The 14,311-nt window shown below is 62.9% G+C and carries 13 protein-coding genes; 9 read left to right on the top strand and 4 right to left on the bottom strand.

All coding sequences use genetic code 11. The features are described 5' to 3' along the window. Positions 1-252: 252 nt before the first annotated feature. Positions 253-1,257, bottom strand: coding sequence for a GTP 3',8-cyclase MoaA (moaA, locus tag ACGKZZ_RS08595; RefSeq protein WP_411223109.1), 1,005 nt, complete (start codon positions 1,255-1,257; stop codon positions 253-255). A gap of 81 nt (positions 1,258-1,338) precedes the next feature. Between moaA and ACGKZZ_RS08590 the strand changes: the two genes are divergently transcribed. Further along, on the top strand, positions 1,339-1,821 hold the full coding sequence (locus ACGKZZ_RS08590) for a hypothetical protein (protein WP_411223108.1): 483 nt from the start codon (positions 1,339-1,341) through the stop codon (positions 1,819-1,821). 6 nt (positions 1,822-1,827) lie between these two features. Here ACGKZZ_RS08590 and glmS read toward each other — a convergent pair whose 3' ends face one another. After that, a complete protein-coding gene (glmS, locus tag ACGKZZ_RS08585; protein ID WP_411223107.1) occupies positions 1,828-3,645 on the bottom strand; it encodes a glutamine--fructose-6-phosphate transaminase (isomerizing) in 1,818 nt (605 codons plus the stop codon). Positions 3,646-3,649: 4 nt separating this feature from the next. Further along, a complete protein-coding gene (gene glmU, locus ACGKZZ_RS08580) occupies positions 3,650-4,993 on the bottom strand; it encodes a bifunctional UDP-N-acetylglucosamine diphosphorylase/glucosamine-1-phosphate N-acetyltransferase GlmU (RefSeq protein ID WP_411223106.1) in 1,344 nt (447 codons plus the stop codon). Between the two features lie 106 nt (positions 4,994-5,099). Between glmU and ACGKZZ_RS08575 the strand changes: the two genes are divergently transcribed. Beyond that, positions 5,100-5,762 carry an HAD hydrolase-like protein gene (locus ACGKZZ_RS08575; protein ID WP_411223105.1) on the top strand — a complete coding sequence of 221 codons (663 nt, stop codon included), beginning with the start codon at positions 5,100-5,102 and terminating at the stop codon, positions 5,760-5,762. Position 5,763: 1 nt separating this feature from the next. Here the strand turns inward: ACGKZZ_RS08575 and ACGKZZ_RS08570 are convergent, their stop codons facing one another. Then, positions 5,764-6,213: a CreA family protein gene (locus tag ACGKZZ_RS08570; RefSeq protein WP_411223104.1), complete on the bottom strand. Its 450-nt coding sequence runs from the start codon at positions 6,211-6,213 to the stop codon at positions 5,764-5,766. A 141-nt stretch (positions 6,214-6,354) separates the two neighbouring features. Between ACGKZZ_RS08570 and ACGKZZ_RS08565 the strand changes: the two genes are divergently transcribed. The 7 genes from ACGKZZ_RS08565 to ACGKZZ_RS08535 all read left to right on the top strand — a co-directional run bounded on the left by ACGKZZ_RS08565 (position 6,355) and on the right by ACGKZZ_RS08535 (position 14,271). After that, the gene (locus ACGKZZ_RS08565; protein ID WP_411223103.1) at positions 6,355-7,518 is read left to right on the top strand and encodes an isovaleryl-CoA dehydrogenase; all 1,164 of its coding nucleotides are present in this window, start codon (positions 6,355-6,357) and stop codon (positions 7,516-7,518) included. Between the two features lie 4 nt (positions 7,519-7,522). After that, a complete protein-coding gene (locus ACGKZZ_RS08560) occupies positions 7,523-7,819 on the top strand; it encodes a hypothetical protein (RefSeq protein ID WP_411223102.1) in 297 nt (98 codons plus the stop codon). Then, positions 7,816-9,381 carry an AMP-binding protein gene (locus tag ACGKZZ_RS08555; RefSeq protein WP_411223101.1) on the top strand — a complete coding sequence of 522 codons (1,566 nt, stop codon included), beginning with the start codon at positions 7,816-7,818 and terminating at the stop codon, positions 9,379-9,381. Before ACGKZZ_RS08560 ends, ACGKZZ_RS08555 begins: the two co-directional genes overlap by 4 nt. Further along, positions 9,378-9,866 (top strand): lysozyme inhibitor LprI family protein, encoded by a 489-nt coding sequence (locus ACGKZZ_RS08550; RefSeq protein ID WP_411223100.1) that lies wholly within the window; start codon positions 9,378-9,380, stop codon positions 9,864-9,866. The genes ACGKZZ_RS08555 and ACGKZZ_RS08550 overlap by 4 nt, the downstream gene beginning before the upstream one ends. A gap of 1 nt (position 9,867) precedes the next feature. After that, positions 9,868-11,469 (top strand): carboxyl transferase domain-containing protein, encoded by a 1,602-nt coding sequence (locus tag ACGKZZ_RS08545; RefSeq protein ID WP_411223099.1) that lies wholly within the window; start codon positions 9,868-9,870, stop codon positions 11,467-11,469. 190 nt (positions 11,470-11,659) lie between these two features. Beyond that, complete coding sequence (locus tag ACGKZZ_RS08540) at positions 11,660-13,600, top strand: acetyl/propionyl/methylcrotonyl-CoA carboxylase subunit alpha (protein WP_411223098.1); 1,941 nt, start codon at positions 11,660-11,662, stop codon at positions 13,598-13,600. Next, the gene (locus ACGKZZ_RS08535) at positions 13,597-14,271 is read left to right on the top strand and encodes a glutathione S-transferase family protein (RefSeq protein ID WP_411223097.1); all 675 of its coding nucleotides are present in this window, start codon (positions 13,597-13,599) and stop codon (positions 14,269-14,271) included. The genes ACGKZZ_RS08540 and ACGKZZ_RS08535 overlap by 4 nt, the downstream gene beginning before the upstream one ends. Positions 14,272-14,311: the final 40 nt, after the last annotated feature.

Genomic DNA, 14,311 nt, shown 5'->3' with positions numbered 1-14,311 from the left:
AGCCTCCGGCGGAGGTATTTGCAGCCCAAAGAAACCGGGGTGATCTAAAGGAATGCCCGCCACGCGAGTGACGTGACGGGCATGAAGCGTGCTGGTGTGTGCCAGAGGCTTCTTCGGGCACGGCCATCGGCCCCTCGGCCTGTACCGCACCGGTCATGCTGGCACGTTAAGCTTAACAAAGGGTTTCTTCGGGCCAAAATACCTCGGGGTGAGGCCATTGGCCGAGGGGCGGAGCCCCTGGTTGCGCACACCTCAGCCGCCAGTGTGGCTCATGTGGCGAGAGACGCGGCCATCCACCGACTGGCGCGAATAGTCGAAATCGTGCCCCTTGGGTTTCAGCGCAATGGCGGCGCGAATTGCGGCTTCCAACGGCGCGTCGCTGTCAGGATGGTTGCGCAGCGCACTGCGCAGGTCGGCGTTGTCTTCTTGACCAAGACACATGAACAATTCGCCCGTGCATGTCAGGCGCACGCGGTTGCAGCTTTCGCAGAAATTATGCGTCAGCGGTGTGATGAAGCCGATCTTCTGGCCGGTTTCCTCAATCCGCACATACCGGGCCGGGCCGCCTGTACGCTCGGGCAGGTCGGTCAGGGTATATCGCGCGCGCAGATCGTCGCGCAAGTCGCTGAGCTTCCAGTACTGGCCAAGCCGGTCCTCGTTGCCGATATCGCCCATCGGCATGACTTCGATGAACGTCAGGTCCATGTCTCGCGCGGCGCACCATTCAGTGAGGGTGAACAGTTCATCCTCGTTGAAGCCTTTGAGCGCAACCGCGTTGATCTTGACCCGCAATCCGGCATTTTGAGCCGCATCGATGCCCTTGAGCACCTGCGGCAAGCGTCCCCAGCGCGTGACGTCGGCGAATTTGCCCTCGTCCAGCGTATCCAGCGAGATGTTGACGCGGCGCACGCCTGCGTCAGACAGTTGGTCTGCAAACCGCGTCAGTTGTGAACCGTTTGTCGTCAGGGTCAATTCCTTGAGGGTGCCGGCCTCGAGATGGCGCGTCATGGCGCGGAAAAACGTCATGATGTCGCGCCGGACCAGCGGCTCTCCGCCGGTGATGCGCAGTTTCTCGACGCCCAGTCGCACGAAGGTCGAGCACATGCGATCGAGTTCCTCGAGGGTGAGAAGCTCTTTCTTGGGCAGAAACGTCATGTTTTCCGACATGCAATAGACGCAGCGGAAATCGCAGCGGTCGGTGACGGAAACACGCAAGTAGTCGATGGCGCGCTGGAACGGGTCAATTAGCGGTGTCATGCCAATGACCCTAGTCATTCGCTTGTGGCTGGGCAAGTATGGCAGGACGAAATGACACGGGCTCACCGGGTGGAGGCGAATATGCGAATTGCGATTGGATTACTGGGGCTTGGCATGACGTTGGCCGGGTGTGCCCAGGTTGGACTGTCACCCTCATCCGGCGACAGCGGGCAGGTCCGTCCGCAACAGCGCCCCGAGGTGACGGAGATGACGGCGCGCAAACCGCCGTCATCGGCGCGGACTGCCGAAGAATTTGACACCACGACAGCCCAGGAGCGTGCCGCGGCCGCAGCGCCGAAGGCCAGCAGCGAGCGGGCGCTGGGATCGACCACGGTGTCTCTGGGCGATCCCGCGCGCCCCGGATTCTGGATCGAGACGCCACTGGTATCGTCCGAAGGGTCGGGCCGGGTGGTCTATCCGGCGACCGGCAAGGCCTCTCAGGTGGACTTGCTGCCAATTGACGGGCCGCCAACGGCAGGGAGCCGCATGTCGCTTGCGGCAATGCGGCTGATCGGTGTTCCCTTGACCGGATTGGTGGATGTGGACGTGTTTTCGGGCGGTTAGATGGATTTATTCAACCGTGACGGACTTCGCGAGGTTGCGCGGTTGGTCAACATCGGTGCCTTTTGCGATGGCGGCGTGATAGGCCAGCAACTGTGCGGGCAAGGCATAGAGCAAAGGCGACAGGATGGGGTTCACGGTGGGGAGCACAACGCTCTGCCAGACGTCCGCGCCTGCCGCGTCCGCCCCAGCGGAATCGGTGATCAGACAGACTTTCCCGCCGCGCGCCATGACCTCGTGCATGTTGGACACTGTCTTGTCGAACAAGGCATCGCGAGGCGCCATGACGACCACGGGAACTGTTTTGTCGATCAACGCGATCGGGCCATGCTTGAGTTCACCTGATGCATAAGCTTCGGCGTGTATATAGCTGATTTCCTTCAGCTTCAATGCGCCCTCAAGTGCAAGAGGGAACATCAGGCCGCGGCCCAGGAACAAGACATCCCGTGCCTCTGCGATCTGTTGTGCAGCGGCGGCCAAGGCGGGTTCGCGGTCCAGCGTTGCGTTGAAGAGACCTGGCAAGGCGCGCAAGTCGCCGAGCAGGTCAGCAAGTGCGGATGCGCTCAATTCACCGCGCTGCTGAGCGGCCCGTAAGGCGAGCAAAAGCAGCGTGTTGAGCTGACATGTGAACGCTTTGGTCGACGCGACACCGATCTCGACTCCGGCGTGAATGGGAAGCGCCACGTCGCTCTCGCGGGCAATCGAACTTTGATCAACATTGACCACCGACAGGATGGTGTCTGCCTTGCCTCTGCAATAACGCAGCGCAGCCAAAGTGTCGGCCGTTTCCCCGGATTGCGAGACAAACACCGCGACGGTGCCCTCCGTAACGGGCGGTTCGCGATACCGGAATTCCGAGGCGACATCGACCTCGACCGGCAAACGCGCGATCTGTTCGAACCAGTATTTGGCCGTCAGACAGGCGTAATAGGCCGTGCCACAGGCCACCATGGTGAGGCGGTGCACCTTGGTGAAATCGGGCAGCGTGTCAGGGAACAGGATGGTATTGCCGTCCAGATAGGCACGCAGGGCGTCGGCCAGAACGGTGGGCTGTTCGGCAATCTCCTTGGCCATGAAATGCTTGTGGCCGGCTTTGTCGACACGGGTGGCATCGGTGTTGATATGGGTTTGCGGTCGCGACACGATGGCGCCGGTATCGTCATATATTTCAACGGACTGGCGTGTCAGGACGGCGCAATCGCCTTCTTCGAGATAGGTGATCGTGCCGGTCAAAGGAGCCAACGCGATGGCGTCCGAACCGACATACATCTCGCCGGTTCCGTGCCCGATGGCCAAAGGGCTGCCACGGCGGGCGGCGACGATCAGGTCGTCCTGTCCTTCGAACAGGAAGGCCAGTGCAAAGGCGCCTTCCAGACGGTTGAGGCAGGTGCGCGCGGCCTCGATGTGGGGCAGTCCCTCGCGCAGGTAATGGTGCGTCAGGAGGGCAATCGTTTCGGTGTCGGTATCGGTCTGCGGGGTGATGCCATGAGTGGCAAGTTCAGCGCGCAAGTCTTTGAAATTCTCGATGATTCCGTTGTGAACGACTGCGACAGGGCCGGATTTGTGCGGGTGGGCGTTCGCGGTGTTCGGGGCGCCGTGGGTGGCCCAGCGGGTGTGGCCGATGCCGGATTTTCCGGGCAGCGGATCATGCACCAGAAGGTCGGACAGGTTGACCAGCTTGCCCACGGCGCGGCGGCGGTCGAGGTGGCCGTCGTTGACAGTCGCGATCCCGGCGCTGTCATAGCCGCGATATTCAAGCCGTTTGAGCGCCTCGACCAGAAGCGGGGCGGCTTCGTGTTGCCCCAGAACGCCGACGATTCCGCACATATGCCTAGCCCTTTGCCTGTTTCTTGGCGCGTAGGAGGCTGAAGAGCTTGCGCGCAAAGCCTGGTTTGTTGGTCTGTTCGGTGCGCCCGATGGCCATTGCGCCGTCGGGAACGTCTTTGGTGACGGTCGTGGCGGTGGCGGTCATGGCCTCGTCGCCAATGGTGACGGGCGCGACAAGCATGGTGTTTGATCCGATGAACACGTCGCGCCCGATGGTCGTGCGGTGTTTCATCACGCCGTCATAGTTGCAGGTGATCGTGCCTGCGCCGATGTTGCTGCGCGCGCCGATGTCGGCGTCGCCAATATAGGTCAGGTGATTGACCTTGGCGCCTTCGTCGATGGCTGCGTTCTTGATCTCGACAAAATTGCCGACATGCACGTCTTCGGCCAGTTCCGCACCGGGGCGCAGACGGGCAAAGGGGCCGACGGTGGCACCTCGGCTGACATGGGCACCTTCGAGGTGGCTGAAGGCGCGGATGCGCGCGCCGGATTCGACAGTGACTCCGGGGGCGAAGATCACGTTCGGCTCGATCTCGGCGTCGCGTCCGATTGTGGTGTCGTAGGACAGGAAGACCGTGTCGGGCGCCTGCATCTGCACGCCACTTGCTATCAACTCCTGCCGCTTGCGGGTTTGAAACGTGGTTTCGGCCGCGGCCAGTTCGATACGGGAATTGATGCCGATGGTCTCGGCTTCGTCGCAGGTGACGGCTGTGGCAGTCAGTCCGCGTTGACGCGCGATTTCAACAATGTCGGTGAGGTAGTATTCCTTGGACGCATTTTTATTTCCGATCGCGGCAACCAGATCAAAGAGGCATTTGGCGTCGGCGCAAATGACGCCTGAATTACAGAGCGTTATGCCGCGTTCTTCATCTGTCACGTCCTTATATTCCACGATGCGCAACAATGAATTGCCGTCCGTGATCAACCGGCCGTAGAGGCCCGGATCGGGTGCCTCGAACCCCAGAACGACGACGTCGTGGTTGTTGCGCGCGTCCAGCATTGTGCGGAGGGTTTCCGTGCTGATGAACGGCGTGTCGCCGTATAGCACGATGATATCGCCCTCAAACCCGCTCAACGCATTGCGCGACTGGGCTACGGCGTGTCCGGTGCCGAGCTGCTCTTCCTGCCGCACCGCAACCGCGTCGCCGTCAAAGTCGCGCGCCGCTGCTTCCACCAGTTCAGCGCCGTGGCCGGTGACCACCACCGTGCGCTCGGGCTCCAGCGCCGAGGCCGACAACATCGCATGGTGCAAGAGCGGTGCACCGCCGATCTTGTGCAGGACTTTGGGAAGGTCCGATTCCATCCGGGTGCCTTTGCCTGCCGCAAGAATGACGAGGGCTGTGCTCATGTACGTTTCTCTTTGTGTTTTGCCTGCTCTCCTTTTATCGGTCTGAACCGATGCCGCAAGGCGCACCGCTTCACACATGGTTGCGGGTTGTGACAGGAGAGACGCAGTGCGAACGGTGATTTTCGATCTTGATGGCACCTTGGCTGACACCAGCGGCGATCTGATCGCCGCGGCGAACCATTGTTTCGAGCGCATGGGAGTGACAGCGCGGCTTGATCCATCTCGCGACGCCGGAACGGCGCTGAAGGGCGGCAAGGCGATGCTGACGCTCGGGCTTGAACGCGAGGGTCGCATGTCGGCCGATCTGGTGGAGCAATGGTATCCGGAATTGCTGGGTGCCTATGGCGAGGCGCTGGATGTGCATACGGTGATGTATCCCGGCGCGATGGCGGCGGTCGAGGCGCTGAAATCGTCGGGAATGTGCGTCGGTATCTGCACCAACAAGCCCGAAGGTCTGGCCCAGACGTTGATGACGCGGCTCGGCGTGCGCGATGCGTTCGGCTCTCTGGTCGGGGCGGACACCCTGGCGACGCGAAAACCCGATGCCGCGCCCTTTGTGGCGGCGGTCGAGCGGGCCGGCGGGATGGTGACACGCAGTTGCCTGATCGGCGACACGGTCACCGACCGCGACACCGCGCGCGCCGCGAAGGTGCCGTGTGTCCTGGTCGGGTTCGGCCCCGGCGGCGGCGATATGGCGGCGCTCGAGCCTGAAGCGATAATCGGGCATTTCGATGAATTGCCCGAGGTTGCGCTGCAATTGCTGGGCTAGGTCATTTCGCCTGATAAAGCGGCACGGTCGACATCGACACCTTGGCCGACCCGTCAGTCAACTCGGCCGCATGGGCGAGGTAGATCAACGTCTGGTTTTCCTCATCGAAGATTCGCTTGATGCGCAGCGATTTCAGGATGATGGATCGCGATGTGCGAAAGACCTCCTCGCCGCTTTCGCCAAGATCGATATCGCCAATCGAGATCGGCCCGGTCTGACGGCAGGAGATCGACGCGTTCGAGGGATCCTCGAACCAGTTGCCCTTGCTGAGTCGGTCGATGAGTCCACGTTCGAAGTAGGCGATGTGACAGGTCACGCCCTGGACTTCCGGATCGTTGATCGCCTCGATGATGATGTCGTTGCCGACCCAATCCACACCGACTTCGCCCACTTCCTTGGCAACGGTTGGCGTGGCGAGACCCAGAAGGGCGGCGATGAGGGCGATGCGCATGGCGGTTCCTTTTTGATGTTCTGAATGTCCGGTGCGACGCTTATTCCATCGCCGGCTGTTGCTGACAACGCTTGACCGATGGGATTGGTTGCCGTTAAGATTTGAACAAGCGTTCAATAAATCCGCTCTGGGGAGAAGCGAATGTTCACCGCGACCATGCAATTCGATTTGGGTGAAGACGTCAACGCGCTGCGCGAGATGGTGCATCGCTGGGCGCAGGACCGCGTCAAACCGATGGCGGCCAAAATTGACGAAACCAACGAATTTCCGCCGGAATTATGGACGGAAATGGGCGAATTGGGCCTGCACGGAATCACCGTGGACGAGGAATATGGCGGCGCCGGGATGAGCTATCTGGCCCACACCGTCGCGGTTGAGGAAGTGGCGCGTGCCTCGGCTTCCGTTTCCTTGAGCTACGGCGCGCATTCGAATCTCTGCGTCAACCAGATCAAGCTGAACGGCACGGAAGAGCAAAAGCACAAATATCTGCCGGACCTCATTTCCGGCAAGCATGTTGGCGCTCTGGCGATGTCCGAACCCGGATCGGGATCGGACGTTGTCTCGATGAAGCTGCGCGCGGAAAAGCGCAACGATCATTATCGGCTGAGCGGCAACAAGTACTGGATCACCAACGGCCCGGATGCCGAAACCTTGGTTGTGTATGCCAAGACCGACCCGGACGCGGGGTCCAAGGGAATCACCGCGTTCCTGATCGAAAAAGGCATGTCGGGTTTCAGCACCAGCCCGCATTTCGACAAACTGGGGATGCGCGGCTCCAACACGGCCGAGCTGATCTTTGACGGCGTCGAAGTGCCGTTCGACAATATCCTTGGCCAAGAAGGCAAGGGCGTGCGTGTTCTGATGTCCGGTCTGGATTACGAACGCGTCGTGCTCGCGGGCATTGGCCTTGGCATCATGGCGGCCTGTCTGGACGAGATCATGCCCTACATGGCCGAACGCAAGCAATTCGGCCAGCCGATTGGCAGCTTCCAGCTGATGCAGGGCAAGATGGCCGATATGTACACCGCGATGAATTCGGCCCGTGCTTATGTCTACGAGGTTGCCAAGGCGTGTGACCGCGGCGACGTGACCCGTCAGGATGCGGCAGCGTGCTGCCTTTATGCCAGTGAACAGGCGATGGTGCAGGCACATCAGGCGGTGCAGGCGATGGGAGGCGCGGGTTTCCTGGCCGACGCTCCGGTGGCGCGGCTGTTCCGCGACGCCAAGCTGATGGAGATTGGCGCGGGCACCTCCGAAATCCGGCGTATGTTGGTGGGACGCGAGATGATGGCGGCGATGGGGTGAGCCGGTGCCGCGCTGGCTCTGGTTCGTTCCATTGGGCCTTGCAACAGTGTTTGGCGCGTTGATGGCGTTTCGCTATGGTTGGATTGCGGCCACGATAACGGAGACCGATGTGATTGAGGCAATGGCACACCGCTACGCGACCCAGGATGGCGGACCGGATGCGCGCGCCAGCGACTGCGTGGGGCTTGCCGGGCAGGTCGACGGTGCGTGGATCACCGTGCGCTGTGCCGACACCGCCTATCACGTCTCGCGCCTTGGCAGGCTGATCTCGGTCTCGATGCCGCAAGGACCGGCCATATGACGACTCGCCCGATGCTGCGCCCCGCGCCCTACGACACCCTGCGCAAGCGGTTCGACTGGGATCTTCCCGCGACGCTGAACATGGCGCATCAGGTTTGTGACGGTTGGGCCGCGACCGAGCCGGATCGGGTCGCTCTGATTGATCTGTCCGGTGACCATCGCCGCGAAGTCACTTATGAACAATTGTGGCACATGTCGCGGCGGGTCGAGGCGACGTTGCTGAAATACGGCGTCATGCGGGGCGACCGCGTTGGCGTTTTGCTCAGCCAGTCACCCCTGACCGCCGCCGCCCATATCGCGATCTGGCGCATGGGCGCGATTTCGGTGCCATTGTTCAAGCTCTTCAAGCGCGACGCCCTGCGATCACGGATCGAGGACAGCGGCGCGGGCGTGGTGGTGACGGATCTGGAAGGCGCGGTCGCGCTGACCGGGTTCGGGGTCAAGGCGATCACCCGCACCGATTTGATCGGCGCCGGTTCGGCCAGCCATGCCGGCGTCGAGACCTCGCCCGAGGATGCCGCCGTGCTGATCTACACCAGCGGCACCACCGGATCGCCAAAAGGCGCGCTGCACGCCCATCGGGTGTTGACCGGCCATTTGCCGGGGGTCGAGATGAGCCATGATTTTCTGGGCCAGCCCGAGGACGTGCTCTGGACACCCGCTGACTGGGCGTGGATCGGCGGGCTGTTTGACGTGCTGATGCCGGGGCTGGCGATTGGTGTGCCTGTGGTGGCGGCGCGGATGGCCAAGTTCACCGTCGAGGAATGCGCGAGGATTTGCGCGCAAGGCTCTGTGCGCAATGTGTTTTTCCCGCCCACGGCTTTGCGGATGATGAAGTCGCAAGACGCGCGTATTGACGGCCTGCGCTCCATCGCCAGTGGCGGCGAACCGCTGGGTGCCGAGATGCTGGACTGGGGCCGCAAGGCGTTCGGCGTGGCGATCAACGAATTCTACGGACAGACCGAATGCAACATGATCGTGTCCTCCTGCGGTGCGAGCTTTGACGCGGTACCGGGCGCGATGGGCCGTGCGGTGCCGGGCCATCAGGTCGAGATCATCGACCCCGATGGCCGCATCTGCGACGGCGAGGGCGATATCGCCGTGCGCCGCGGATCGGCGTCGATGTTCCTGGAATACTGGCGTAGGCCCGAGGAAACGGCGGCCAAGTTTAACGGCGACTGGCTGCTGACCGGCGACCGCGGGACCAAGGACGGCGATACGCTGCGGTTCGTCGGGCGCGAGGATGACGTCATCACGTCATCGGGCTATCGCATCGGCCCGGCCGAGATCGAGGATTGCCTGCTGACCCACCCGGCGGTCGCGACCTGTGGCGTTGTGGGCAAGCCCGATCCGATGCGCACCGAGATCGTCAAAGCCTATGTGGTGCGCAAATCCGGCATTAGCGTTTCCGAAAGGGATCTTCAGGATTGGGTCAAGGAACGGCTGGCAAGCTATTCTTACCCAAGGGAAATCACGTTTCTGGATGAATTGCCCATGACCGTGACCGGCAAGGTCATCCGCAAGGAACTCAAGCGACGTGCGACGGAGGAGGGAAACCCATGAGACAAGTGCTGTTTGCAGCTGCGCTTCTGGCCTGTCCGCAACTTGGTCTGGCGCAGGAACTTGGCGTCGACCGGACCTATGTGCGCGGCTGCTTCGCCGCCACCGAGGTGGGCGAGATTTATCCGTCCTGTCTGGGACAGGCTGCGACCGCCTGTCAGGCGCTGCCGGGCGGATCGACGACAATCGGCATCTCCGAGTGCATTCAGGCCGAGACGGTCGAATGGGACGCGGTCCTGAATGAGGAATACAAGGCCACGCAATCCGCATTGGCAGACATGGATCGCCAGGGCGTCATCGCGGGGATGGTCCGCACCGACGCCCTGCGCGATGCGCAGCGGGCGTGGATCGCGTTCCGCGACGCCGATTGCGGCGCACGATATGCGATCTGGCAAGACGGCACGCTGCGCACCATCGTCGGGGCCAATTGCCACCTGACCATGACGGCACAGCGTGCCCTCGAATTACGCGATATGCGAGGACAATGACATGAAGCTGCAATCACAGGCGATTCCCTCGTCTGAACAGTTCAAGACCAACCAGTCTGCACATCGCGAGGCGCTGGCGGAAATCCGCAGCGCCGCCGAGACTGCCGCCCTGGGTGGCGGAGAGCGGTCCCGTGAACGGCATGTGTCGCGCGGCAAGATGCTGCCGCGTGACCGGGTGGCGAACCTGCTCGATCCGGGCAGCCCGTTCCTTGAAGTCGGCGCGGTGGCCGCGCACGGCATGTATGACGGCGCCGCTCCGGCGGCGGGTGTGATCGCGGGCATCGGCAAGGTGAAGGGCCGTCAGGTCATGGTGGTGTGCAACGACGCCACCGTGAAGGGCGGCACCTATTATCCGATGACCGTCAAGAAACACCTGCGCGCGCAGGAGATCGCCGAGGAAAACCATCTGCCCTGCATCTACCTCGTGGATTCGGGCGGCGCGAACCTGCCCAATCAGGATGAGGTGTTCCCCGATCGCGACCATTTCGGGCGCATCTTCTACAATCAGGCCCGCATGTCGGCCAAGGGCATCGCGCAGATCGCCGTCGTCATGGGTTCCTGCACGGCGGGCGGCGCCTATGTGCCTGCGATGTCGGACGTGACGATCATCGTGAAAGAGCAAGGCACGATCTTTCTGGCCGGACCGCCTTTGGTAAAAGCGGCGACCGGTGAGGTTGTCACCGCCGAGGATCTGGGCGGCGGCGACGTGCACACGCGGCTGTCAGGCGTTGCGGATTATCTGGCCGAGGATGACGCGCATGCGCTGGCGCTGGCGCGGCGTGCGGTCGGCAGCCTTGGCGCGCAGAGATTGCCGGTCCTGCGCCAGTCATCGGAACCGCCGGCCTATGACCCGGACGAGATCTTCGGCGTCGTACCGGGGGATCTGCGCACGCCTTACGATATCCGCGAGGTGATCGCGCGGCTGGTGGATGGCTCCTATTTCGACGAGTTCAAACCGCGCTTCGGAGACACATTGGTGACCGGATTCGCCCATGTCGATGGGTGGCCGGTCGGGATCGTCGCCAACAATGGCGTGCTGTTTTCCGAAGCCGCCCAGAAGGGCGCACATTTCATCGAACTCTGCTCGCAGCGGAAAATCCCCCTGGTGTTCCTGCAAAACATCACCGGCTTCATGGTCGGGCGTAAATACGAGAACGAGGGCATCGCGCGGCATGGGGCCAAGATGGTCACGGCGGTGGCCTGCACCAGCGTGCCCAAGATCACCATGCTGGTGGGGGGCTCTTTCGGAGCAGGCAATTACGGCATGGCCGGACGCGCCTACCAGCCGCGCTTTCTGTGGACCTGGCCGAACAGCCGGATCTCGGTGATGGGCGGCGCACAGGCGGCAGGCGTCTTGGCAACGGTCAAACGCGACGCGATCAAGCGGGCTGGCGGCACGTGGTCGGATCAGGAAGAGGCCGATTTCAAACGCCCCACGACAGAGATGTTCGAGACCCAGTCGCATCCGCTTTACGCCTCGGCACGGCTTTGGGATGACGGCGTGATTGATCCGCGCAAATCGCGGGATGTGCTGTCATTGTCGCTGGAGGCGGCGTTGAATGCGCCGGTTGAAGACACGCGTTTCGGGGTGTTCCGGATGTGATCGACGTGGACGCCAGGTCTTTCACGGCGCGTGGGCAGGGCTATATTCGCGCAGCGAATGTGACGGCCCATCCGTCCGCAATGCCTGAAGACCCGATTGGGGGCCAGCCCCCAAACGCAGGTCTGATTGGGGGCCAGCCCCCAAACCCCCGGAGTTTTCCGGGCAAGATGAAAGGGAGCGGTGGTGCTTCATGTTTGACACGATTCTGATTGCGAACCGGGGTGAGATTGCCTGCCGGGTGATTGACACATGTCGCCGGCTCGGGGTGCGCACGGTTGCCGTGCATTCGGATGTGGACGCCACCGCGCGCCATGTCGAGATGGCAGATCACGCCGTGTCGCTCGGCGGCGCGTCGCCAGCAGAGAGCTATTTGCGCGGCGATGCGATCATCGACGCCGCGCGTGCGAGCGGAGCGCAGGCGATCCATCCGGGGTATGGCTTCCTGTCGGAAAACCCCGATTTCGTTGACGCGGTCGAAGCGGCGGGGCTGGTCTTTATCGGCCCGTCGGCATCGGCAATCCGCGCGATGGGGTTGAAGGACGCGGCCAAGGATTTGATGCAGAAGGCCGGCGTGCCGGTGGTGCCGGGGTATCAGGGGGCCGAGCAGGCTCCCGATGCGCTGGCGGCTGAAGCCGAGGCGATCGGATATCCGGTGTTGATCAAGGCTGTTGCCGGGGGCGGCGGCAAGGGGATGCGTCTGGTCGAAAAGCCCCGCGACTTTGCCGATGCGTTGGCCTCGGCGCAATCAGAGGCGCGCGCGGCATTCGGCAATGCGCATGTGCTGATCGAGAAATACATCACCAGCCCGCGTCATATCGAGGTGCAGGTTTTCGGGGACGGCACCCGGGCCGTGCATCTGTTCGAGCGCGACTGTTCGTTGCAGCGCCGCCATCAGAAGGTGATCGAGGAAGCGCCCGCACCCGGCATGACCGACGAGGTACGCGCGGCGATGGGTGCCGCGGCGGTGCGCGCCGCCGAGGCGATCGGCTACAAGGGTGCTGGCACGGTCGAGTTCATTGTCGACGGCTCGGACGGTCTGCGCACCGACGGGTTCTGGTTCATGGAGATGAACACCCGCCTTCAGGTGGAACATCCGGTCACCGAGGCGATCACCGGAGTTGATCTGGTGGAATGGCAGTTGCAGGTGGCCGCAGGCGCACCGTTGCCTCGTGCGCAAGAGGAGCTTGGCATTGACGGTCACGCCTTCGAGGCGCGGCTTTATGCCGAGGACGTGCCGGCGGGGTTTCTGCCGGCGACGGGGCGGCTGTCGCATCTGGCGTTTCCGCCCGATGCGCGGGCCGATACCGGGGTGCGCAGCGGCGATGTGATCTCGCCGCATTACGACCCGATGATTGCAAAGATCATCGTGCATGGACCCTCCCGAGAGGTGGCGTTGCGCAAGTTGCGTCGGGCCCTGGCGCAGACCGAGGTGGCCGGAACCGTGACCAATCTGGCGTTTCTCGGCGCTCTGGCGCGCCATGAGGGATTTTCGGCAGGCGAGGTGGATACCGGCCTGATCGGACGCGACCTTGATGCGCTGACCGATCTGTCTGCTCCGCCGCCCGAGGCGCTGGCGCAGGCGGCGTTGATGCTGACCGGATTGGACCGCGCGCCCGAGCCTCTGGACGGGTTCGCGCTTTGGGACGCGTTGGCACAGGACATCACTCTGCGCGTCGGCGAGGACGACATCGATCTGCGCCTGACCGTGCAGGGTCCGGGACAGGTCGAGGTGACGGTGGCGGACACAAGCGTTGTCGCGCGGTTCGGAGCCAATGGCTGGCGCTATCAGGGGCAGGCGGCGCGGCCGGCATATCTTCTCGGGGGCGGTGTAACGCTGTTTGGAGCAGAGCCGCTGGTCGTCGAGCGGGTCGATCCGCTGGCGCGCGCTGAGGGTGCAGGAGCCGGGAGCGGTCTGGTCGAGGCGCCGATGCCGGGTCTCGTGCGCTCGGTTTTCGTCGCGGTGGGCGACACGGTTGCAAAAGGCGACCGACTGGCCATTCTGGAGGCGATGAAGATGGAGCATGCGCTGCTTGCGGCGCGTGACGGGATCGTGGCCGAGGTCATGGCCGAAGCCGGGGCGCAGGTGGATGCGGGCGCGGCGCTCATCCGGCTGGAGGAAGACACCGAATGATACGCTTGCACCACTGTCCGCAAACCCGATCGATGCGCACCTTGTGGCTGCTGCACGAGCTCGAGGTGGAATTCGAGATTGTGTTGCGGGCGTTTGACCGGTCGCTGCGCAGCCCCGAATACCTGACGCTGTCACCCGCCGGTCGGGTGCCCGCGCTCGAGATCGACGGCGAACGGATGTTCGAGACCGGAGCGATCACGCAATATCTGTGTGAACGGTTCCCAGAAGCCGGAATGGGCCGCTTGCCAAACGATCCTGACTGGATGGCCTGGCTGGTCTGGGTGCATTTTGCCGAGACCATCAGCCAGCATTCCGCCGCGCTGACCCAGCAGCACATCATGCTGTTCGAGGATCACATGCGCAGTCCGGTGGTGATGAAACTCGAGGCCGCACGTTTGCGCAAATGTTACGACGCTCTGGAGGCGCGGCTGTCCACACCGGTCGAGAACCGCGACTACCTGCTGACCAGCGGCTTTTCGGCGGCCGACATCTCGGTCGGACAGGCGGTCTATATGGCCCGCCATTTCGCGCGGCTGGACGGGCATCCGGCGGTGCAGGACTGGTATGATCGCATTACCGAGCGCCCGGAATTCCAGAAATCCCTGCCTGATGGTGAGGGCGCGCTGCTTTACGATCAGGACTTCTACCCGGCGTGGGAACAGACCGGCTAGCGCGGGTAATCGAGTATGTCCGAAGAAGAAGCTGGGAGCG

The organism is Marivita sp. S2033 (assembly GCF_046592965.1).
GTDB lineage: Bacteria > Pseudomonadota > Alphaproteobacteria > Rhodobacterales > Rhodobacteraceae > Marivita.
Note: the sequence above shows the minus strand (reverse complement) of the source record. Positions and strands in the feature narration are given on the sequence as shown.

Bases quoted from the DNA above. Each gene is read 5' to 3' on its own strand.
- moaA (WP_411223109.1), bottom strand. From the start codon at position 1,257: ATGACACCGCTAATTGACCCGTTCCAGCGCGCCATCGACTACTTGCGT.
- ACGKZZ_RS08590 (WP_411223108.1), top strand. From the start codon at position 1,339: ATGCGAATTGCGATTGGATTACTGGGGCTTGGCATGACGTTGGCCGGG.
- glmS (WP_411223107.1), bottom strand. From the start codon at position 3,645: ATGTGCGGAATCGTCGGCGTTCTGGGGCAACACGAAGCCGCCCCGCTT.
- glmU (WP_411223106.1), bottom strand. From the start codon at position 4,993: ATGAGCACAGCCCTCGTCATTCTTGCGGCAGGCAAAGGCACCCGGATG.
- ACGKZZ_RS08570 (WP_411223104.1), bottom strand. From the start codon at position 6,213: ATGCGCATCGCCCTCATCGCCGCCCTTCTGGGTCTCGCCACGCCAACC.
- ACGKZZ_RS08565 (WP_411223103.1), top strand. From the start codon at position 6,355: ATGTTCACCGCGACCATGCAATTCGATTTGGGTGAAGACGTCAACGCG.
- ACGKZZ_RS08555 (WP_411223101.1), top strand. From the start codon at position 7,816: ATGACGACTCGCCCGATGCTGCGCCCCGCGCCCTACGACACCCTGCGC.
- ACGKZZ_RS08550 (WP_411223100.1), top strand. From the start codon at position 9,378: ATGAGACAAGTGCTGTTTGCAGCTGCGCTTCTGGCCTGTCCGCAACTT.
- ACGKZZ_RS08545 (WP_411223099.1), top strand. From the start codon at position 9,868: ATGAAGCTGCAATCACAGGCGATTCCCTCGTCTGAACAGTTCAAGACC.
- ACGKZZ_RS08540 (WP_411223098.1), top strand. From the start codon at position 11,660: ATGTTTGACACGATTCTGATTGCGAACCGGGGTGAGATTGCCTGCCGG.
- ACGKZZ_RS08535 (WP_411223097.1), top strand. From the start codon at position 13,597: ATGATACGCTTGCACCACTGTCCGCAAACCCGATCGATGCGCACCTTG.